The sequence below is a fragment of the Allosphingosinicella indica genome (assembly GCF_900177405.1).
Taxonomy (GTDB): Bacteria; Pseudomonadota; Alphaproteobacteria; order Sphingomonadales; family Sphingomonadaceae; genus Allosphingosinicella; species Allosphingosinicella indica.
On the sequence record NZ_LT840185.1, the window covers coordinates 2,497,569 to 2,515,750 of the forward strand.

The following is an 18,182-nucleotide window of genomic DNA, read 5'->3' on the forward strand; positions in this document are numbered from 1 at the left end:
TGTTCGGAGTAAGCGCAAACGGGGATTCGGGCATGGCGGACGTCGAAGGGGTGAATCTCAATTACGCCGTCGCGCTGCTCGGCGCGGGCGTCGCCGCGGTACCCCTGTTCACGCGGCTCGGGCTCGGATCGGTGCTCGGCTATCTCGCCGCCGGTCTCCTCGTCGGCCCCTTTGCGCTGGCGGTCGTCACTGATGCGCAAACCGTGCTCCACGTCGCCGAGATCGGCGTCGTGCTGTTCCTCTTCATCATCGGGCTCGAAATGCGGCCACGACGATTGTGGACGTTGCGCCGCGCGATCTTCGGGCTCGGCGCCGCGCAGGTTCTGACCTGCGGCGCGCTGCTCACGCTTCTTGCCGTCGCCGCCGGTTTCACCCCCGCGGTTGCCTTCATCGGCGCGATGGGCTTCGTCCTTTCCTCCACCGCGGTCATCATGCGGATGCTGGAGGAGCGCGGCACCCTCGCCGCCGAATCCGGGCAGCGCTCGATTGCGATCCTGCTGTTCGAGGATCTGTCGATCGTCCCGCTGCTCGCCATCGTCGCCCTGCTCGCCTCGCTGGCATTCGGCGACGCCGCCGACGCGCGCCCCGCCTGGCTGGCGATCACCATCGCCGCCGGCGCGCTCGCCGTGGTAATCGCGGCGGGGCGCTGGCTGCTCGATCCGCTCTTCTCGATCCTCGCCCGCACCGGCGCGCGCGAGGTGATGACCGCCGCGGCGCTGCTCGTCGTGCTCGGCACCGCGCTCTTCATGCAATGGGCCGGGCTCTCGATGGCAATGGGCGCCTTCCTCGCCGGAGTCCTGCTCTCCGAATCCACCTTCCGTCACCAGCTCGAAGCCGATATCGAGCCGTTCCGCGGCATCTTGCTCGGCCTTTTCTTCATGAGTGTCGGCATGTCGCTCGATCTCTCGCTGGTCGCGGCGCAATGGCGTTTCCTGCTCGCCGGCGTCATTCTTGCGATGATCGTCAAGGCGATCGGCATCTATGTCGTCGCACGCATCTTCGGCGCCGACCGGTCGGAATCGATCCACCGCACCGCGCTCTTCGCGCAGGGCGGCGAATTCGCCTTCGTTCTCTACTCCGCGGCGCTCGGCGCGGGCGTGTTCGATGCCGAGACCAGCGCGGTGATGACGGCGATCGTCATCCTCTCGATGGCGCTCACCCCGCTGGTCGTGATCTTCGTCGATCGCCTGCCCGACAGCGCGTCCATCGACACCACCGGCGTCGAAAAGGCCGAGGGGCTGCGTGGCCGCGTGCTCGTCATCGGTTTCGGCCGCTTCGCGCAGATCGTCACCCAGCCGCTGCTCGCCCGCAACGTCGATCTTTCGGTGATCGAGAATGACGTGGAGATGATCCAGGCGGCCGGCAACTTCGGCTTCAAGGTCTATTATGGCGATGGCACCCGGCTCGACGTGCTGCACGCATCGGGCGCCCACAAGACGGAGGCGATCCTGGTCTGCGTCGACAAGCCCGACGCCGCCGACAAGATCGTCGAGCTCTGCAAGGCCGAATTTCCTTATGCCAAGCTCTACGTCCGCGCGTTCGACCGCGGCCATTCGCTGCGGCTCATTGAGGCGGGCGTCGAATATCAGATCCGCGAGACGTTCGAATCCGCCGTCGTTTTCAGCCGCGAGGTGATGATCGGCCTGGGCGTCGATCCCGACACGGCCGACGAGGAGATCGCCGAGGTGCGACGCCGCGACGACGAACGGCTGGAGCTTCAGCTTGCCGGCGGGATCACCGCCGGGCGCTGGCTGTTCCGCAACAACACCCGCACCCCGCAGCCCGAGCCGTTCATCAAGCCGCAGCGGCCGGGCGAGATCATCAATCCCGAGGAGCCTGCGGCCGCGCCGGGCAGTTAGCCGCCGCTTCTGCCGCCGCTTCGAAGGGCAGCAGGATAGCGCCATGACGTGCCGACACGGCGCGCGCGTCGGCAAAGACGGCGAGACCCGGCCAGCCGCCCGGATCGTCGCGGGTGCCGGCAAGAAAGTCGCGCAGCGCGTCACGCGCATCGGCAAGCTCGGCAGGCGAGCGGCCGATCGCATGCCCGCCCATTACCGCAGCGGATGCCTGGCCGAGCGCACACGCGCGCACTTCCTGCCCCAGCGCAGCGACGCACCCGTCTTCGTCGAGCGCAACATCGACGACGACCACACTCCCGCACACCGGCGCCCGCCGCTCCGCCGAGGCGTGCGGCACGGCAAGCCGCCCGAGATGCGGGATCGCAGTCGCGAGCCGGAGAATGTCGCGGGAGTAGAGCGAGGAGATCACGGACGGGATATAGGATGTTCGGCGAGAAACGGGAGGGGCTCATAGCCTACCCCTCCCCGTCACCCCGGACTTGATCCGGGGTCCAGCTTTTTCTTCGCCGACCCTAGCAGTGAGATGCCGGATCAAGCCCGGCATGACGAAAGCGGCACTAGGCCCGCCGCCAGGTCGTCCCCTGCGGCCCATCCTCCAGCAGCACCCCCTCCGCCGCCAGCTCATCGCGAATACGATCGGCTTCAGCAAAGTCGCGCGCCTTCTTCGCCTCGGTGCGCGCGGCGACGAGCCCGTCGATCCGCGCATCGCCTTCACCCCGGAACCAGGCATCAGCGCTGTCGCCAAGCAGACCGAGCAGCGCCGCGCTGGCACGAAGCACATCGGGAGCGTCGATAGCCGCGAGCCGCGACAGCGCCAGCGGCGTGTTGAGGTCGTCCGCCAACGCGTCTGAAACGCCGGCATCGGCCGTACCCCCGTCCGCATCGCCCGCGGTGCGATACAGCCGGTCCAGCGTCGCCTTGCTCTGCGCAAGCAGCGCATCCGACCATTCGAGTGGCTGGCGGTAATGCGCTGAGAGCAACGCTAACCGCAGCGTTTCGCCCTTATGCCCCTGCTTCAGCAGCTCCGCGACCGTCACCACGTTGCCGAGGCTCTTCGACATCTTGTCGCCGCCCGCCATTGCGAGGAAGCCGTTGTGGAGCCAGTAGCGCGCGAGCGGCGCGCCGCCGTGAGCGCAGCGGCTTTGCGCGATCTCATTCTCGTGGTGCGGGAAGATGAGATCGAGCCCGCCGCCGTGGATGTCGATCGTCTCGCCGAGATGCCGCTCGATCATCGCCGAACATTCGATGTGCCAACCCGGCCGCCCCCGCCCCCAGGGCGAGCCCCAGCCGATGACATCCGGCTCGGACGGCTTCCAAAGCACGAAATCGGCCGGATCGCGCTTGTAGGAGGCGACCTCGACCCGCGCGCCGGCGATCATCGCGTCGCGGTCGCGGCGGCCGAGCGCGCCATAGCCGGGATCGGAGGGCACGTGGAACAGGACGTGGCCGTCGCCCTCATAGGCATGGCCGGTTTCGATCAGCCGCGCGATCATCGCGATCATCTCGGCGATATTGCCGGTCGCGCGCGGCGCGATGTCCGGCGGCGCCACGCCCAGCGCGCCCATGTCTGCGAGGTAGAAATCCTCGTAACGCTGCGTGATCACCTCCGGATCTACGCCTTCCGCCGCCGCCGCCGCGATGATCTTGTCGTCCACGTCGGTGACGTTGCGCGCGTAGACCAGCGCGTTCGCGCCGTAGGTGTGCCGGAGCAGCCGGGCGAGCACGTCGAACACCACCGCGGGCCGCGCGTTGCCGATATGCGCGCGATTGTAGACCGTCGGGCCGCAGACATACATCGTCACCCGGCCCCGATCGGCGGGTTCGAAGACGCGCTTCTCGCGCGCCATCGTGTCGTGAAGGCGGATCAATTCTGCTCCTCTACCGGCGCCGGGCCGCGCTGATCCTCGACGAAATCGACGATCGCGCGGCCGCTGGCGTGGAGCAAAGGATAGGTGCGCGATGCCGTCATCCATTCGGGGCGGAGCGCGATGCGGCCGAAGAGGGTGTCGTAGAAGAGGTTGGCGGCAAGATAGAGCAAGGTCGCGCCGATCAGCCCTTTGAGCGCGCCGAAACCGCCGCCCAGGAAATGGTCGATCGGGCCGACCGCCGACTGCCGCGTCGCCGCGCCCAGTCGCCGCGCGACGATCCGCCCACCGATGAATACTACGCCAAAGATCAGCGCGAAGGCGAGCACCGCGGCGCCGGATTCGCTCCCGACCGGGCCGAGCAGCCTGTCTTCGACCGGCGTGTGGAACAGCTTCAGCGCGACGATCGCAGCGACCCAGGCGAGCAGAGATAGCAGCTCGCATACGAAACCGCGCATGAAGCCCAGCACGGCGCCGCCGCCGACCAGCAACAGGACAAGGATGTCGAGCGCGGTGAATCCCATGAAACGCTGGCTATCCGAGCTTCGCGCCAGAGGGAAGCGGCCTTGTTGCGCTGCGGTGAAAAGCCTTCAGCGGCCGAGCAGATGATCGACGAGCTGGCCGAGCGTCGCGAAGCCTGCGAGCGCCACCGGCGCCTTCTCCTTGCCGAGCGCGGCGGGCACCAGCGCGCGCGCGAAGCCGAGCTTCGCCGCCTCGCGGAGCCTCAGGCCGCCATGCGCCACCGGCCGGATCTCGCCCGACAGCGCGATCTCGCCGAACGCCACCGTGTCGGGCGCCACCGGCCGCTCGGCAAGCGCCGAGACCAGCGCTACAGCCACCGCCAAATCGGCCGCAGGGTCGATCACGCGATAGCCGCCGGCAATGGCAAGATAGACTTCGGCGCTGGAGAAGCTCAGCCCGCAGCGCGCCTCCAGCACCGCGAGGATCATCGCCAGCCGCCCCGAATCCCAGCCGACCACCGCGCGCCGCGGCGTCGCGCCGCTGGCGAGTCGCACGGTCAGCGCCTGGATCTCGACCAGCACCGGCCGTGTGCCTTCTAGCGCCGGGAAGACGGTCGCGCCCGCCACGTCCTCGCCGCGGTGGCTGAGGAACAGCGACGAGGGGTTGCCGACCTCGGCCAGCCCCTCCGCCGCCATCGCGAACACGCCGATTTCATCGGTGCCGCCGAAGCGGTTCTTGACGGCGCGCAGGATGCGATACTGGTGGCTGCGCTCGCCCTCGAAGCTCAGCACCGTGTCGACCATATGCTCCAGCACCCGCGGTCCGGCGATGCTGCCGTCCTTGGTGACGTGGCCGACGAGCACGAGCGCGGCGCCGCTCTCCTTGGCGAAGCGGATGAGCTCTCCCGCAGACGCGCGAACCTGGCTGACGGTGCCCGGTGCGCCCTCGATCAGATCGGAATGCATCGTCTGGATCGAATCGATCACGAGCAGCGCAGGCGGCGCCCCCTCCCCCAGCGTCGTCAGGATATCGCGCACGGATGTCGCCGCGCCGAGCTGCACCGGCGCCTGGCCGAGCCCCAGCCGGTGCGCGCGCAGCCGCACCTGGTCCGCCGCTTCCTCGCCGGAGACGTAAGCCACCGTCAGCCCGCGCGCCGCCATGCTCGCCGCCGCCTGGAGCAGCAGCGTCGATTTGCCGATGCCCGGATCGCCCCCGATCAGCGTCGCCGATCCCGCGACGAGGCCGCCGCCCAGCGCGCGGTCGAATTCCTGGATGCCGGTCGATTGCCGTTCGGGCAGCGGCACCTTCGCATCGAGCCCGGTCAGCTCGATCGCGCGCCCGCCCGATCGCAGATTATGCTTGGCCTGGAACGGCGTGACGACGCCGCCGGAATCCTCCACCAGCGTGTTCCACCCCTCGCAATCGGGGCATTGTCCCTGCCAGCGCGGGCTCACCGATCCGCAGAGCTGGCATATGTAACGCGTCTTCGCCTTGGCCATGGCGCTCTTCGTAGCAAAGGCGTGGAAAGAAGCGAGAGCCCGCGGGTTTTGCAAAGCGGGCGCGCCGTGCGCATGTAAGGAACTGTATGATCCGCGTCGCCAGCTACAATATGCGCAAGGCCATCGGCACCGATCGCCGCCGCCGCCCGGAACGGATCATCGAGGTTCTGAACGAACTCGACGCCGACGTGATCGCATTGCAGGAGGCGGATCGGCGGTTCGGCGCGCGGCTGTCGGCAATACCAGTCGCGATGCTGGAGCAGCACAGCGACTATAAAGCGGTGCCGTTCGAGGCGCGTGCGGGCAGCATCGGCTGGCACGGCAACGCCATATTGGTGAAGCGGCACGTCGATATTTCCGGCCACGCGATGATCGGCCTTCCCTCGCTGGAACCGCGCGGCGCGGTGCTCGCCGATTTGAAGGTCCACGGCGAGGAGATGCGTGTCGTCGGCATGCATCTCGACCTTTCGGGCCTCTGGCGGCGGCGGCAGGCGCTGGCAGTCCTCGCCCATCTCGCCGAGCGTGACGGCGATCCGCCGGCAGTGTTAATGGGCGATCTCAACGAATGGAGCGCGCGCGGCGGCTGCCTCAAGGACTTCGGCTGCGAATTGCGCTTCGCGGAGTGCGGACGGAGCTTCCATTCGCGCCGGCCGATGGCGGCGCTCGACCGGATCATGGTGAGCAGCCGCCTCGATATCCTGGAAAGCGGCGCGCATATGAGCGCCACCGCACGCCGTGCCTCCGATCACCTGCCGATCTGGGCCGACATCAAGCCTGCGTAGAATCGTCCGGTTCAGGAGGCGCCTTCGCCGTCTTGCCGTCGAGATCGAGCCAGTCCTTCACCGGCAGGCGATAGAGCATGTCGAGCACCTCGAACTCGAGCCCGCCCGGCTGACTGGTCGGCGCGTTCCACAGCGCCGCGACGCCGGTCTTGCGCTTGGGATCGTAGAGCACGAGCGAGCGATAGCCCATCACCCCGCCGCGATGGCCGACGATCAGATGGCCGGCATAATCGTAGCTCCGCCAGCCGAGCCCGTAGGCGGATTTGGACAGCCGCTCGCGATATTTGCGCATCCGGCCATTCTCGCCGGGCGTCGCCGCGCGCGGGCTGCGCACCGCCGCGAGCACTTCGGGCGAAAGCACCTCTGGCTCGGTCGCCATCTGCGCGCGCATCCACAGCGCCAGATCCTTGATCGACGAATTGACCCCGCCCGCCGCAGGCACGCGATAATAGGAATCGACAACCTCGACGGGCCGGCCTCCGGCAACGTGCGGCTGCGCCCAGCTCTTCGCTTCGACCAGGCCTTTGCGGGTCATGTTGGCGCTGTCCATGCCGAGCGGCAGGAAGAGCTGTTCGCGCACCGCATCCTCATATTTGCGGCCGGTGACCTTCTCGACGATCTCGCTCGCCGCGTCATAAGCAACGTTTTGATAGGCGTGGCACTGTCCCGGCGAGCAGATGGCGTTCAATGTCACCAGGCTCGATCGCAGCATCTTCGGATCGAGCCCGTCCTCCAGCCGCCCGTCCTGCGCATGGCTGAACAGGCCGAGCTGGTGCGACAGCACGTCGGCGACCGTCGCCTTATATTCGTTGCCGTTGGGCAGCTTCAGCGACGCCGAATATTTGGCGACAGGCTCGTAGAGCGAGAGCTTGTTCTCGGCCGCGAGCTTGGCGATCATGTCGCCGGCGACGCCCTTCGACACCGATGCCCAGCGGAACAGCGTGTTCGGCGTCACCGGATCGCCGCTGCCCTTCACCGTTTCGCCATAGCCCTTGAGGAAGCGGATTTCGCCATCCTCGACGATCGCGACGGCGAGGCCGACCATGCCGTTCTGCTGCGAAAGAAGCTGGAAGCGTTGGTCGAGCCTACGATAGTCGATCGGCCCGTCGGTCTTGGCGGGCAGGTCGCGAATTTCGGTGACGTCGACTTGCGGCTCGGCGGGCGCTTCTTCGGCCGGGAGCCAGCCCTGCGTCAGTCCGCCGAATCCCCATGCGGCCCCGCCCAGCACGAACACTGCGGCGGCAACCGCCAACACACGCTTGGTAATCATGCCTCTCCGTCCGCGCCGCGGGCGCTCGCCCCGCCTCAAATCCTAGCGCGAAGAACGGGCTAGCGCAAAAGCTCCAGCTTCACCATCGCCTTGCCGGCGCGGACCATGTTGATTTTTTCGGCGGCGGCGCGCGATACGTCGATCAGCCGCTTCTTCACGAACGGGCCGCGGTCGTTGATGCGGACGATCACGCTCTTGCCATTGCCGAGGTTGGTGACGCGCAGCTTGCTGCCCATCGGCAGCGTGCGGTGCGCGGCGGTGAGCGCGCCGGGATCGAACCGCTCGCCGTTGGCAGTGCGATTGCCGGCGAGTTCGGCGCCATAGAAGCTGGCTTCGCCGCTGCCGACCGCCTCGTAGACGGCGACTTCATCGTCGCTGGCATCGTCGCTGTCGATCGCATCGGACATGGTAAGCGCATCGTCGTCGGCAAGCAGCATGTCGAGCTTGGGGGTGTCGAGCCGCTCGGCGGCGCTCATCTCGGCGGCGGCGGCTTGGGTCATGTCCGCCTGGGCGGGGCCGGCGATGCCGATCGCAGCGATCGCCATCAGCGATATCGCGCGCAGAAGCGTCTGCTGCGTTGCCATGCCAGCCATGAAAGATTGCCCCGTTCGATTGCGAGGCACGCCTTACGCGCGAAAAAGTTCCCTGAAAGTAACCGTTCGGCTGATCGTGGGATTCGCGCGGTGAATGACGGGCCCGGAACGATTCGCCGTCGTAATGCTTCCACTCGTCGCCGTGCCTCTACATTCCATCCGCCCGCCTCGACATCCGCGGACGATTGAGTCACGCTCCGGCCCATGCGGGAGAAAGAGCTGCGGCTGGCGCTGATCTGCTACGGCGGGATCAGCCTTGCCGTATACATGCACGGCATCACCAAGGAGATCTGGCGGCTCGCCCGCGCCAGCCGCGGCCACCGCACCGGCGATCCGCCCGAACCGGGCAGCGAAAGCGTCTATCGCGACATTCTTGCCACCATCGCCGAACATACCGACACCGACGTCCGCGTGCTGGTCGACATTCTCGCCGGCGCGAGTGCAGGCGGCATCAACGCCATTTTCCTCGCCGATGCCATCTCCGCCGGCCGCTCGCTCGATCCGCTGACCGATCTTTGGCTCGACACCGCCGATGTCGATCGGTTGCTCGATCCCGGCGGCAATGCGGTGACGCGCATCGCCAAGGCGGCAGCGGTGCCGATCGCCTGGGCCTTTTCCACCGGCCGCAAGGGCGCGGTCCATATGACGGTCGAGGAAGGCCACCGCGACGAGGTGCGGTCGAAGCTCGCCAATTTCGTCCGCGCGCGCTGGTTCTGGCCGCCCTTTTCCGGCCCCGGCTTCACCGGGCTGCTGCTCGACGCGTTCGATGCGATGGCCAAGGGCGCGCGCGGCCCCTCGCTGCTCCCGGCCTACCAGCCGCTCGACCTGTTCGTCACCGTCACCGATTTCCACGGCCACCCCGAGCGGCTGCAGCTTCATTCGCCGTCCGAAGTCACCGAAACAGAACATCGCCTCATCCTCTCGTTCCGCGATCCCGGCGGCGCGAAACGGCAACTCGCACACCCGGCCGAACTCACCTTCGCCGCACGCGCCACCGCAAGCTTTCCCGGCGCCTTCCCGCCCTTCCAGGTCGGCGAGCTCGACCGCGCGATCGAGACGCGCAAGATGGCGTGGCCCGGCCGCGCCGCCTTCCTCGCCCGTGCGCTCCCCCGCCTTTCCGCGGTGGGCAGCCCTGAAAGTGCGGTGCTGATCGACGGATCGGTGCTCGCCAACGCACCCTTCGGCCCGGCGATCGACGCGTTGCAGAGCCGCCCCGCGCGCCGCGAGATCGACCGGCGCTTCGTCTATATCGATCCCAAACCAGGCCTCCACAGCGTGCGGCTGGGCGGCGGCGCGGGATCGGAGCCGCCCGGCTTCGTCGCCACCGTCTTCGGTGCGCTCTCCGACATCCCGCGCGAGCAGCCGATCCGCGACAATCTGGAGGCAATCGACGGACGCTCGGCACGAATCCGGCGCCTCCGCCATATCCTCACCGCGATGGAACCCGAGGTCGAGGCCGCGATCGAGCGCGCCTTCGGGATAACCTTCTGGTTGTCGAGCCCGACGCCCGCCCGCCTCAAGAGCTGGCGTACGCAGGCGCAGAATGCTGCGGCACGCGAGGCGGGCTATTCCTACGCCGCCTACGGCCACATAAAAATCGCTACCGTTGTCGAGCAAGTGTCGGCGCTGCTCTATCGGCTGGGCGGCGGCGGCGGGCGCGAGCGGCGCGAGGCGATCCGTAAGCGGATGTGGCTGCATTTCCGCGATGCGGGGCTGGCCGACGCGGGCGCGATGACGGCGAACGGCGCGCGCGACGATGCGATCGATTTTCTGCGCACCTTCGATTTGGATTATCGCGTCCGGCGTCTCCGCCTCGTCGCGCGGCGCCTCGCCGAAATGGCGGAGACCGACGACGCCCCCGCCGATGCGATCGAGCAGGCCCGGGCGATCGTCTACGAATGTATCGGCACCTATCGCCTCGGCATCGAAGCCGCCGCGGTGCCCGTCGGCGATGCGGTCCGCGCCGCGCAGGAGCATCCCGGCCCCGCGCTCGCCGAGCTGGCCGCGCTGCTCGATCTCAAGCGTCTCGACGAGCAGGTCGATGCGCGGCTGACCGATGCACTCGAAGGGCTCCCGAAGACCGAGCGGCGGGTCATGCTGCTCGCCTATCTCGGCTTCCCATTCTACGACGTCGCGACATTGCCGCTGTTCCAGGGCGAAGGCCTCGACGAGTTCCAGCCGGTGAAGGTCGATCGCATCTCGCCGGACGATGCGACCGCGATCCGTGAGGGCGGCGCGGCCGCGACCTTGAAGGGCATCCAGTTCAACAGCTTCGGCGCCTTCTTCAGCCGCGCCTATCGCGAGAACGACTATCTGTGGGGCCGCCTCCACGGCGCCGACCGGCTGATCGACATCGTCGTCTCCGCGCTGCCCCACGGCAGCCACCTGCCGCCCGGCGCCTTCGCGGGCCTCAAGCGTTCCGCCTTTCGCGCGATCCTCGATGAAGAGCGCGCGCGGCTCACTGCGATCCCCGATCTCTTCGCAGCACTGGAGAAGGAAATCGGTTAGCGCTGGACTGGTCAGGCGATTTCGGAGAGCCTAGGGACGAGCGAACGGAGCGACATATGCAATTCCTGAGAACGCTTTTCTGGGTCGCGCTGGCCGTCGCGGTGGTGCTGTTCGCGACTGCCAATTGGAACTCGGTGACGCTCACCTTGTGGGGTGGCCTCCAGGCCGACGTGAAGCTGCCCGCGCTGATCTTCTTCGCCTTCCTGCTTGGCCTCGTGCCGATGTTCCTCATCTCCCGCGCGCGCATCTGGACGCTGAAGCGCAGGCTGGAGGCGCTCGAACGACAGATCGCCGCGAGCCTCCCGGCCGCGCCGGCGCCGGTCGCCGCTGCGGTCGAACCTCTCGACCCTGCCGATCCGGCATCGCCGCGCACCGGCGCGGACGATCGCGTCGCCACCGACAGCAAGGTCTGGCCCGCCACATGAGAAGCCCGATCTACGTCGCCATCGATACGCCCGAGCTCGACCGCGCGCGCAGCATCGCCGAGCGGGTGCGCAATCACGTCGGCGGCATCAAGCTCGGGCTCGAATTCTTTTCCGCCAACGGCCGCGCCGGGGTGCGCGAAATGGCGGATCTCGGCCTGCCGATCTTCCTCGATCTGAAGCTCCACGACATTCCCAACACCGTCGGAAAGGCGATCCAGGCGCTGCGCCCGCTGAAGCCTGCGATCCTCACCGTCCATGCCGCTGGCGGGCGCGCGATGATGGAGGATGCCAAGGCGGCGGCGCCCACCGGCACCAAGGTGGTCGCGGTGACCGTGCTGACCAGCCTCGACGGCAGCGATCTCAGCTCGATCGGCCTAGCCGCCGAGCCGCAGCCGCAGGTCGAACGGCTGACCGCGCTCGCGCGCGATGCCGGCCTCGACGGCGTTGTCTGCTCGGGCAACGAAGTCGCCGCCGCCAAGGCCGCGTGGCCCGACGGCTTCTTCGTAGTTCCGGGTGTCCGCCCCGCCGAAAGCGGCCATGGCGATCAGAAGCGTGTGATGACTCCGCGCCAGGCGCTCGACAACGGCGCCTCGATCCTCGTCGTCGGGCGGCCGATCACCCAGGCTGCCGATCCCGACACCGCCGCGCGCGCGATCGAAGCGACGCTCTGAGGCCTGCCCTGATGTGGACAATGCGGCCCGGCGCGCTAAACGGCGCGCCCGAGGAGACACGCCCATGAGCTGGCTGAACCGCGTCCGCCAAAGCATCCCGTTTCTGCCCAAGCGCGAGACGTCCGACGTGCTGTGGCACAAATGCCCGCAGTGCGAGGCGATGGTCTTCACCAAGGAGTTCGAGGAGAATCTCTCGGTCTGCCCGCGTTGCGGCCATCACGGCCGGATCGGGCCGAAGAAGCGGTTCGACTTGCTGTTCGATCCGGGCTGGGAGACGTTGAGCCCGCCGCAGACGCGCGAAGATCCGCTCAAGTTCCGCGACAGCAAACGCTACACCGATCGCATCAAGGCGGCGCGCTCGGCGACCGGCGAGCAGGACGCGCTGATCAACGCGCGCGGCGCGGTCGAGGGGCGCCGCGCGGTGATCGGCGTGCAGGATTTCGCCTTCATGGGCGGATCGATGGGGCTCGGGGTCGGCGCCGCCTTCTTAGAAGGCGCGCGCGCCGCGATCGCCGAACGTGTGCCCTATATCGTCTTCACCGCGGCGGGCGGCGCGCGCATGCAGGAGGGCATCCTCTCGCTCATGCAGATGCCGCGCACCACCGTCGCGATCGCCGAGCTGAAGGAAGCGGGCCTCCCCTATATCGTCGTGCTCACCGACCCGACGACCGGCGGCGTCACCGCCAGCTATGCGATGCTGGGCGACGTCCAGATCGCCGAGCCCGGTGCGCTCATCGGCTTCGCCGGGCAGCGGGTGATCGAAAGCACGATCCGCGAGAAATTGCCCGAGGGCTTCCAGCGCGCCGAATATCTGCTGGAGCATGGCATGATCGACATGGTGGTACCGCGCGCGGAGCTGCGCCACCGGCTCGCCCAGCTCGTCGAATATCTGCAACCGCGCGACAGCGCCGCCTGATCAGTCATCGGAATGGGAGGGCACCGCGGTCCGGCGCCCTCCCTTTGTCGTCAGGCCGCAGCCTTGGCGTTCGCGGCCGCGTCGGCGAGCTTGGTGAGATCGCCGTCGGTCTTGCTCTCCTGCTGGAGCGTCTCGTCGAGCAGCTTCGCGGCGTCCTTGAGGCCAAGCACCGTCGCCCAGCGCTTCAGCGTGCCGTAGCGGGCGATCTCATAATGCTCGACCGCCTGCGCCGATGAGATCAGCCCGGCGTCCAGCGCCGGCGTATCCTTATATTCGTCGAGGATTTCCTCGCCTTCCTCGATGATGCCTTCGATCGCCTCGCATTTCTTGCCGCGCGCGCGTTTTCCGATCAGCTCGAACACCTGCTCGAGCCGCTCGATCTGGCCTTCGGTCTCGTCATAATGCTTCTCGAACGCCGCCTTGAGCTCGGGCGATTGCGCGCCCTTCGCCATCTTGGGCAGCGCCTTCAGGATTTTCTTCTCGGCGTAATAGATGTCCCGAAGCGTGTCGTGGAACAGGTCGTCGAGTGTCTTTTCGGCCATTGCTGGGTCTCCGCTACTGAATTGGACGCTAGAAGTCGCGTCCGCCGGTAGCGGTCGTGAGGCCCTGTGGTTCCGCTAATTGACTTAAATCAATACGAAAAACTGAAACTCCGCAGCGTGCGGATTGATCAGCCGCAATAGCTCGGTTTCGGCACCGGCGCATTTCCTTCGCGCTTGGTCCAGCTGCCCCCAGGTAGGCGATAATATTGGCCCGGGCCGACGCGGCTGGCGAAGATCTCGCACGCCGTCGCCGCGGCCACTTCCTCGATCTTCGCGCCGCGCTTGGCAGCGAGATCGGTGTAATAAGCGCGGCGCTTGATGTTCACCGCCTCGACCTGCGCGCGGATGTCGGCGGAGGCCGACCCGACTACGCCCATATAGCCGTCCGCCTGCTCGCCCGCCTGGCCGGAGGAGCGCAGCGACGCAGATGCATCGTTCTGCAGCATCGCATAAGCGGCACTGCCGCCGGTGATCGCAGCCAGGCCGATCGCGGCGGCAGCGCGGAATTTCATGCGTCGGGTCATCGTCAGAATACTCCCGGGTTTTGCTGGATGAGTTCGCGGGCGTCCTGCTGGAGCTTTACCACGACTTCCTGCCTGATGTTGATATTGAGATTGATCTCGATCGGCTTGTCGGGCGCGCTCACCTGCACGCACCCGCCCAATAAGGCGATGAACGGCACGGCCAGAACTCCCTTCGCGCTGTCAAACTCGCGTCTCCTCGATTTCGGACGGATCATGGCATGGGCTCGCTTTCCTCTGGCTGAACGGGGGATTCGAAGGCGGAAGGCTCGCGCAGCTCCGGCGGCAGCGCGCTCTGGATGAGGAGGCTGGGGTCCTCCAGCGAGCGCGCGGTCGCCATCAGCGTGCGGAACGGCCCGCGGACCGTGATGTTGAACTCGAACGGGATCTTGGCGAGCTGGCCGAGCGCGCGGCGCGCGATGATGCCCTGGATGCCGCCCGCATTGATCGGCGCCAGCGCCGAATCGCGGGCGATGCCGTCGAGCTCGATCCGCGTCAGGAACTCGCCGTCGAGCGAGCCGTCGAGATCGATGATGAGCTTGTCGTAGCTCAGCGATTTGAGCGCATCGAAAGCCAGCTTGCCGTAGGCGCCCAGATCCTTGTCGGTCAGTTCGCCGATGTAGGAGAGCGTGCCGCCGGCCGGGCGGGCGACGAGATGGCCGCCGACGATCCGCCCGCCGCGCTCGCCGAACACCATCGGGATCACGCCGTCGAAGGTGCCGGTGGCGGAGATATTCTCGAACTCGAAATTCTCGATCAGCGCCGCCGCGTCCATGCCCGCGACGCGGAAGACGAGATTCTTGTCGGTCGGCTGCGCGAAATCGAGCAATGTCTCGTCGAGCAGCAACTCGCCGCCCGCGAACGGCCATCGCCCGCCTTCCACACGCACCTTGAGGTCGCGCAGCAATTGGTAGCGGATCACCCCGTCATAGACGTCGATGCCCGACCGGATGAGCTTGACCCGCGCCTCCTGCCCCGGCGCGCTTTCCAGTGCGAGCAGATCGGTGAAATTCACCGTGGTCGCCAGCCCCTCGACCGGGCCGAAGGCGGCGGCGAGGTTGGTGTTGTCGGTGGTGAAGCTGCCGGTGCTGGTGACGCCTTCCGGACTCCACGCGATGCGCCCCTGCCCGCGCGCCTCGCCATCGACCAGCGCGACGACGCCGGTGGTGAGCCGGGTCAGCGCGTCGGGCTGGAAGCCGTTGGGCGTGAAGCGGATGCCAGGCACGTCGAGCACCGCATCGCCACGCCCGCTGCCGAGATCGTGGCGGATCGTCGCGCGGGTGACGAACGTCCCGCTCGCCGGATGGTTGAGCGAAGCGGTGGCGTCGATCCGGTTGTCCGCCAGCGTCAGCTTGAAATCCTTGCTGTTCAGTGGCCGGAAGCGCGGATCGGCATAATCGTCGGAAACGGTAAGCCCGCCCTCCAGCGCCAGCCGCCCGCCGCGCAACGTCCAGCGCCCTTCGCCGCCACTGACGAGCAGCGGCACATTGGCGAGCTTGCCGTCGGCGCCCGCGAAGGTGCCGGCGATCCCGGCGCTGGTGAAGTCGCCCGCGATCCGCGCGAGATCGAGCCGGTGGACGGCGCCCTCCGGTCCCAGGCGAATCGCGACCTGGTCCGCGGCGAACCCGGGTTTCGCCAGCGCCACCCGTACCTCGCGCGTCGTGACGTTGAGCGGCGATCCGCCGAGCCGCCCGGCGATCCGCGCGCCGGGTATGCGCGCGCCGCCCGCCAGCCGGCCCCGCGCATCGGCATAAGCGATCGCAGGGCCGCTCGGGCAGACCGGCAGCGTCGAGCGCCCAAGCACGAGCCCCGATATGCGCAGCGAATCGAACCGTGCGGCGATGCAGGTTTCGCCGAAGGCATAGCGACCGCGCGGCCCGATCCGGCCGCTGATCGGGAATTGCAGATTCTCGACGCGCCCGTCGGCAAGCGGGCCGCTGATCCGCGCCGCCGTCTCGATCCGCGTCGCACCGCCTGCGCCCGGCCCGAAGCGCACCGGCGCCAGTGCCAGTCGCGTCGCGCCCGCCGCCATCGGCGCGACCGTCGCGGTGCCGCGGATCGGCGCCCCCGCCACCGGCTGCGACAGTGCGATCCGGGTGTCCGGGAAATCCCCGCCCGCGAGCGTCACTGTGCCGTCGAGCCGGGCGCGGCCAAGGCCGAAATAATAGGTCGCGCCGGTGCCGCCGGAGAGTGCCAGCCGCGCACCGCTGGCCGTATCGGCGGTCATGCGGCGGATGCGGAGCGCGCCGCCGCCCGCATCGCTGACCAACTGGAAGCGCCCGCGCACGTTGGCGCTGCGCCCGGCACGGCGCACGGCGTCGGCCAGTGCCGCGCCGATCGGGCCGACTGGCGACCCGTCGAGCGATTCCAGCGGCGCGGTCGCGGGCGCCAGCAGCGACGGCGCGAACCGCAGCCCGTCGGCCGCCGCATCGCCGCTCGCCGCGACGCCGCCGCGCTCGGTCCAGCGATAGCCGCCCGCGAGCCGCAGCGCACCGCTCTGCAACTTGGGCATCCGGGCCTGCTCGGCTGCCAGGTCCATCGTGCCGCGCATCGCGTTGGCGGAGCCGTCGAACCCTACCGTTCCGGTCAACCGCGCGAACGCGCGATCTCCGATCCGCCCCGACGGCAGCGCCAGCCGCGCGTTACCACGCCACCGGTCGAGCGCTTCGGACAGGCGGGCGTCGACGATCGCTTCCGGCGCTTCCAGCGCCACGCCGCGCCCGGCGCATTGCAGCCCACCGGCGCCGACCGGTCCTTCGATGCCCGGCCGCCGCTCGCGGACCGACAGCGCAACGCGCGCCACGCCGCGCTCGAGCCGGCAATCGCCGAGCGCCATCCTTGGCGCCTTCGCCACCACCCGGCCATCAAACCCATCGGCGAGATTGCCACGCCCGCGGATCGCCAGGCCGACCCGACCCGCCGGCGTTTCCAGCCGCAGCGAACTGTCGTCGATATCGACGTCGATGTCGGGCAGCGTGAACGGCTTGCCGCTCGGCGGCGGCAGAAGCTTGTCGATCTCGCCGAGCCGGAGCTCGCCGCCGACCACCCGGCCCTTCAGTCGCGCACCGCGGATGCGGAGGAATTCGACCTTCGTGCTACCGTCGAAGCCCAGCGAGAGATCGACGTCGATCGCCTTGGCGACGAGATCGGGGTCCGCCGGATCGCCGATCACGACATCTACCAGCCGCTGACGGCGCAGGCCCAGATCGGCGATCTGGTAGCGCGCGTTGACCCCGCGCTTCTGCAATTCGTCGTTGATCAGGCCCTGCGCGAGCGGTTTGCGCTGCGCCCAGAGGATCGCCAGCGCGAGCAAGCCCACCAGCAGGATGCCCAGCAACACGAAACGCCAGGTCGGGCGCCAGCGCCGCCGCGGCGCAATGTCTTCGGGCTCCATGCGCCTATCGGGCCCGTGCTTCGGCGGTGACATCGGCGGCGCGCATTGCGCGACAACCCTCGCCGCGCGCCGAGCGTTCCGCAACCAGAATGTTTGCGCATCGCGGCGCCGCGCCTTAATCCTGCGGCATGGCGGAGGGGGAAGTCGACGACAATGCGGGCCACCGTGCGCGGCTGCGCAAACGGCTGGCCGAAGGCGGGCCAGACGCTTTGCTCGATCACGAGCTCGTCGAATATCTCCTTGGCCTCGCCATTCCCCGCCGCGACACCAAGCCCTTGGCGAAGAAGCTCATCCGGGAATTCGGCGGCTTTGGCGCACTGCTTTCCGCCGATGGTCAGGCGCTGGCCCGCATCGGCGGGCTGTCCGAAGGCTCGGTGGCTGCCATCAAGATAGCGCAGGCTAGCGCGCTGCGGCTTTTGAAATCCGAGGTCGAGCCGCGGCCGATCCTCTCGTCCTGGCAGGCGCTGCTCGACTATCTCACCGCCGATATGGCGCACAATCCGGTCGAGCGCGTGCGGGTGCTCTATCTCAACAGCCAGAATATGCTGATCCGTGACGAGCTGGTGTCCGAAGGCTCGATCGACGAGGCCGCGGTCTACGTCCGCGAGGTCATCCGCCACGCGCTCGACTATCACGCCGCCGCGCTCATCCTCGTCCACAACCATCCGAGCGGCGATCCGAAGCCGAGCAAGCAGGACATCGCCATCACCCGCGACATCGTCGAGGCAGGCCGGCACCTGAAGATCCTTGTCCACGATCATATCATCATCGGCACCGCCGGCCATTCGAGCCTGCGCTCGATGGGGCTGCTCTAGGCGCAAGCGCCTGCGATTGCGGCTGGCGGGGGACTTTGCTAGGCGCCGCGCGTCCCCGCC

17 protein-coding genes are annotated in these 18,182 nt (G+C 68.1%); 7 read left to right on the forward strand and 10 right to left on the reverse strand.

Translation table 11 applies throughout. From position 1 onward, the window contains the following. Positions 1-32 precede the first annotated feature (32 nt). Positions 33-1,859: a monovalent cation:proton antiporter-2 (CPA2) family protein gene (locus B9N75_RS12365; RefSeq protein WP_085219661.1), complete on the forward strand. Its 1,827-nt coding sequence runs from the start codon at positions 33-35 to the stop codon at positions 1,857-1,859. On the opposite strand, the gene B9N75_RS12370 is transcribed toward B9N75_RS12365, so the two are convergent. The 4 genes from B9N75_RS12370 to radA all read right to left on the reverse strand — a co-directional run bounded on the left by B9N75_RS12370 (position 1,822) and on the right by radA (position 5,685). After that, positions 1,822-2,268, reverse strand: coding sequence for an iron-sulfur cluster assembly scaffold protein (locus B9N75_RS12370; protein WP_085219069.1), 447 nt, complete (start codon positions 2,266-2,268; stop codon positions 1,822-1,824). The two genes, B9N75_RS12365 and B9N75_RS12370, sit on opposite strands and share 38 nt — an antisense overlap. Positions 2,269-2,416: 148 nt before the next feature. Beyond that, positions 2,417-3,727 (reverse strand): cysteine--tRNA ligase, encoded by a 1,311-nt coding sequence (gene cysS, locus B9N75_RS12375; RefSeq protein WP_244552350.1) that lies wholly within the window; start codon positions 3,725-3,727, stop codon positions 2,417-2,419. Then, on the reverse strand, positions 3,724-4,248 hold the full coding sequence (locus tag B9N75_RS12380) for a CvpA family protein (protein ID WP_085219071.1): 525 nt from the start codon (positions 4,246-4,248) through the stop codon (positions 3,724-3,726). The genes cysS and B9N75_RS12380 overlap by 4 nt, the downstream gene beginning before the upstream one ends. A gap of 66 nt (positions 4,249-4,314) precedes the next feature. After that, complete coding sequence (radA, locus tag B9N75_RS12385; RefSeq protein WP_085219072.1) at positions 4,315-5,685, reverse strand: DNA repair protein RadA; 1,371 nt, start codon at positions 5,683-5,685, stop codon at positions 4,315-4,317. A gap of 86 nt (positions 5,686-5,771) precedes the next feature. Between radA and B9N75_RS12390 the strand changes: the two genes are divergently transcribed. Further along, a complete protein-coding gene (locus B9N75_RS12390; RefSeq protein ID WP_085219073.1) occupies positions 5,772-6,467 on the forward strand; it encodes an endonuclease/exonuclease/phosphatase family protein in 696 nt (231 codons plus the stop codon). Here B9N75_RS12390 and B9N75_RS12395 read toward each other — a convergent pair. Together B9N75_RS12395 and B9N75_RS14420 are read right to left on the reverse strand one after the other, a co-directional pair. Beyond that, a complete protein-coding gene (locus B9N75_RS12395; protein ID WP_085219074.1) occupies positions 6,454-7,737 on the reverse strand; it encodes a serine hydrolase domain-containing protein in 1,284 nt (427 codons plus the stop codon). The genes B9N75_RS12390 and B9N75_RS12395 overlap by 14 nt on opposite strands. A 59-nt stretch (positions 7,738-7,796) precedes the next feature. Further along, positions 7,797-8,330 carry a septal ring lytic transglycosylase RlpA family protein gene (locus tag B9N75_RS14420; RefSeq protein WP_280173569.1) on the reverse strand — a complete coding sequence of 178 codons (534 nt, stop codon included), beginning with the start codon at positions 8,328-8,330 and terminating at the stop codon, positions 7,797-7,799. Between the two features lie 204 nt (positions 8,331-8,534). Between B9N75_RS14420 and B9N75_RS12405 the strand changes: the two genes are divergently transcribed. The 4 genes from B9N75_RS12405 (at position 8,535) to accD (ending at position 12,850) form a co-directional block, all read left to right on the forward strand. Then, positions 8,535-10,838, forward strand: coding sequence for a patatin-like protein (locus B9N75_RS12405; RefSeq protein ID WP_085219076.1), 2,304 nt, complete (start codon positions 8,535-8,537; stop codon positions 10,836-10,838). Between the two features lie 56 nt (positions 10,839-10,894). Beyond that, positions 10,895-11,263, forward strand: coding sequence for a lipopolysaccharide assembly protein LapA domain-containing protein (locus B9N75_RS12410; RefSeq protein WP_085219077.1), 369 nt, complete (start codon positions 10,895-10,897; stop codon positions 11,261-11,263). Continuing rightward, positions 11,260-11,934, forward strand: a complete 675-nt coding sequence (pyrF, locus tag B9N75_RS12415; protein ID WP_085219078.1) for an orotidine-5'-phosphate decarboxylase — start codon at positions 11,260-11,262, stop codon at positions 11,932-11,934. The genes B9N75_RS12410 and pyrF overlap by 4 nt, the downstream gene beginning before the upstream one ends. Before the next feature lie 64 nt (positions 11,935-11,998). Continuing rightward, positions 11,999-12,850 carry an acetyl-CoA carboxylase, carboxyltransferase subunit beta gene (gene accD / locus B9N75_RS12420; protein WP_085219079.1) on the forward strand — a complete coding sequence of 284 codons (852 nt, stop codon included), beginning with the start codon at positions 11,999-12,001 and terminating at the stop codon, positions 12,848-12,850. A gap of 50 nt (positions 12,851-12,900) precedes the next feature. Here accD and B9N75_RS12425 read toward each other — a convergent pair whose 3' ends face one another. The 4 genes from B9N75_RS12425 to B9N75_RS12440 form a co-directional block, all read right to left on the reverse strand. Continuing rightward, positions 12,901-13,392 carry a YciE/YciF ferroxidase family protein gene (locus B9N75_RS12425; protein ID WP_085219080.1) on the reverse strand — a complete coding sequence of 164 codons (492 nt, stop codon included), beginning with the start codon at positions 13,390-13,392 and terminating at the stop codon, positions 12,901-12,903. A gap of 128 nt (positions 13,393-13,520) precedes the next feature. Further along, on the reverse strand, positions 13,521-13,904 hold the full coding sequence (locus tag B9N75_RS12430) for a YdbL family probable chaperone protein (protein WP_244552351.1): 384 nt from the start codon (positions 13,902-13,904) through the stop codon (positions 13,521-13,523). Between the two features lie 14 nt (positions 13,905-13,918). Further along, a complete protein-coding gene (locus B9N75_RS14435) occupies positions 13,919-14,131 on the reverse strand; it encodes a YnbE family lipoprotein (RefSeq protein WP_085219081.1) in 213 nt (70 codons plus the stop codon). After that, positions 14,128-17,307 carry an intermembrane phospholipid transport protein YdbH family protein gene (locus B9N75_RS12440; RefSeq protein WP_085219082.1) on the reverse strand — a complete coding sequence of 1,060 codons (3,180 nt, stop codon included), beginning with the start codon at positions 17,305-17,307 and terminating at the stop codon, positions 14,128-14,130. The genes B9N75_RS14435 and B9N75_RS12440 overlap by 4 nt, the downstream gene beginning before the upstream one ends. Positions 17,308-17,435: 128 nt before the next feature. Between B9N75_RS12440 and radC the strand changes: the two genes are divergently transcribed. After that, the gene (radC, locus tag B9N75_RS12445) at positions 17,436-18,122 is read left to right on the forward strand and encodes a RadC family protein (protein WP_085219083.1); all 687 of its coding nucleotides are present in this window, start codon (positions 17,436-17,438) and stop codon (positions 18,120-18,122) included. The last annotated feature ends 60 nt before the right edge of the window (positions 18,123-18,182 follow it).

What these genes read in the sequence shown, in the direction of transcription:
- B9N75_RS12405 (WP_085219076.1), top strand. Translation starts at nt 8,535, where the DNA reads ATGCGGGAGAAAGAGCTGCGGCTGGCGCTGATCTGCTACGGCGGGATC.
- B9N75_RS12440 (WP_085219082.1), bottom strand. Translation starts at nt 17,307, where the DNA reads ATGGAGCCCGAAGACATTGCGCCGCGGCGGCGCTGGCGCCCGACCTGG.
- B9N75_RS12365 (WP_085219661.1), top strand. Translation starts at nt 33, where the DNA reads ATGGCGGACGTCGAAGGGGTGAATCTCAATTACGCCGTCGCGCTGCTC.
- B9N75_RS12430 (WP_244552351.1), bottom strand. Translation starts at nt 13,904, where the DNA reads ATGAAATTCCGCGCTGCCGCCGCGATCGGCCTGGCTGCGATCACCGGC.
- accD (WP_085219079.1), top strand. Translation starts at nt 11,999, where the DNA reads ATGAGCTGGCTGAACCGCGTCCGCCAAAGCATCCCGTTTCTGCCCAAG.
- pyrF (WP_085219078.1), top strand. Translation starts at nt 11,260, where the DNA reads ATGAGAAGCCCGATCTACGTCGCCATCGATACGCCCGAGCTCGACCGC.
- B9N75_RS12395 (WP_085219074.1), bottom strand. Translation starts at nt 7,737, where the DNA reads ATGATTACCAAGCGTGTGTTGGCGGTTGCCGCCGCAGTGTTCGTGCTG.
- B9N75_RS14435 (WP_085219081.1), bottom strand. Translation starts at nt 14,131, where the DNA reads ATGATCCGTCCGAAATCGAGGAGACGCGAGTTTGACAGCGCGAAGGGA.
- radA (WP_085219072.1), bottom strand. Translation starts at nt 5,685, where the DNA reads ATGGCCAAGGCGAAGACGCGTTACATATGCCAGCTCTGCGGATCGGTG.
- B9N75_RS12380 (WP_085219071.1), bottom strand. Translation starts at nt 4,248, where the DNA reads ATGGGATTCACCGCGCTCGACATCCTTGTCCTGTTGCTGGTCGGCGGC.
- B9N75_RS12425 (WP_085219080.1), bottom strand. Translation starts at nt 13,392, where the DNA reads ATGGCCGAAAAGACACTCGACGACCTGTTCCACGACACGCTTCGGGAC.
- B9N75_RS12390 (WP_085219073.1), top strand. Translation starts at nt 5,772, where the DNA reads ATGATCCGCGTCGCCAGCTACAATATGCGCAAGGCCATCGGCACCGAT.
- radC (WP_085219083.1), top strand. Translation starts at nt 17,436, where the DNA reads ATGGCGGAGGGGGAAGTCGACGACAATGCGGGCCACCGTGCGCGGCTG.
- B9N75_RS12410 (WP_085219077.1), top strand. Translation starts at nt 10,895, where the DNA reads ATGCAATTCCTGAGAACGCTTTTCTGGGTCGCGCTGGCCGTCGCGGTG.
- B9N75_RS14420 (WP_280173569.1), bottom strand. Translation starts at nt 8,330, where the DNA reads ATGGCTGGCATGGCAACGCAGCAGACGCTTCTGCGCGCGATATCGCTG.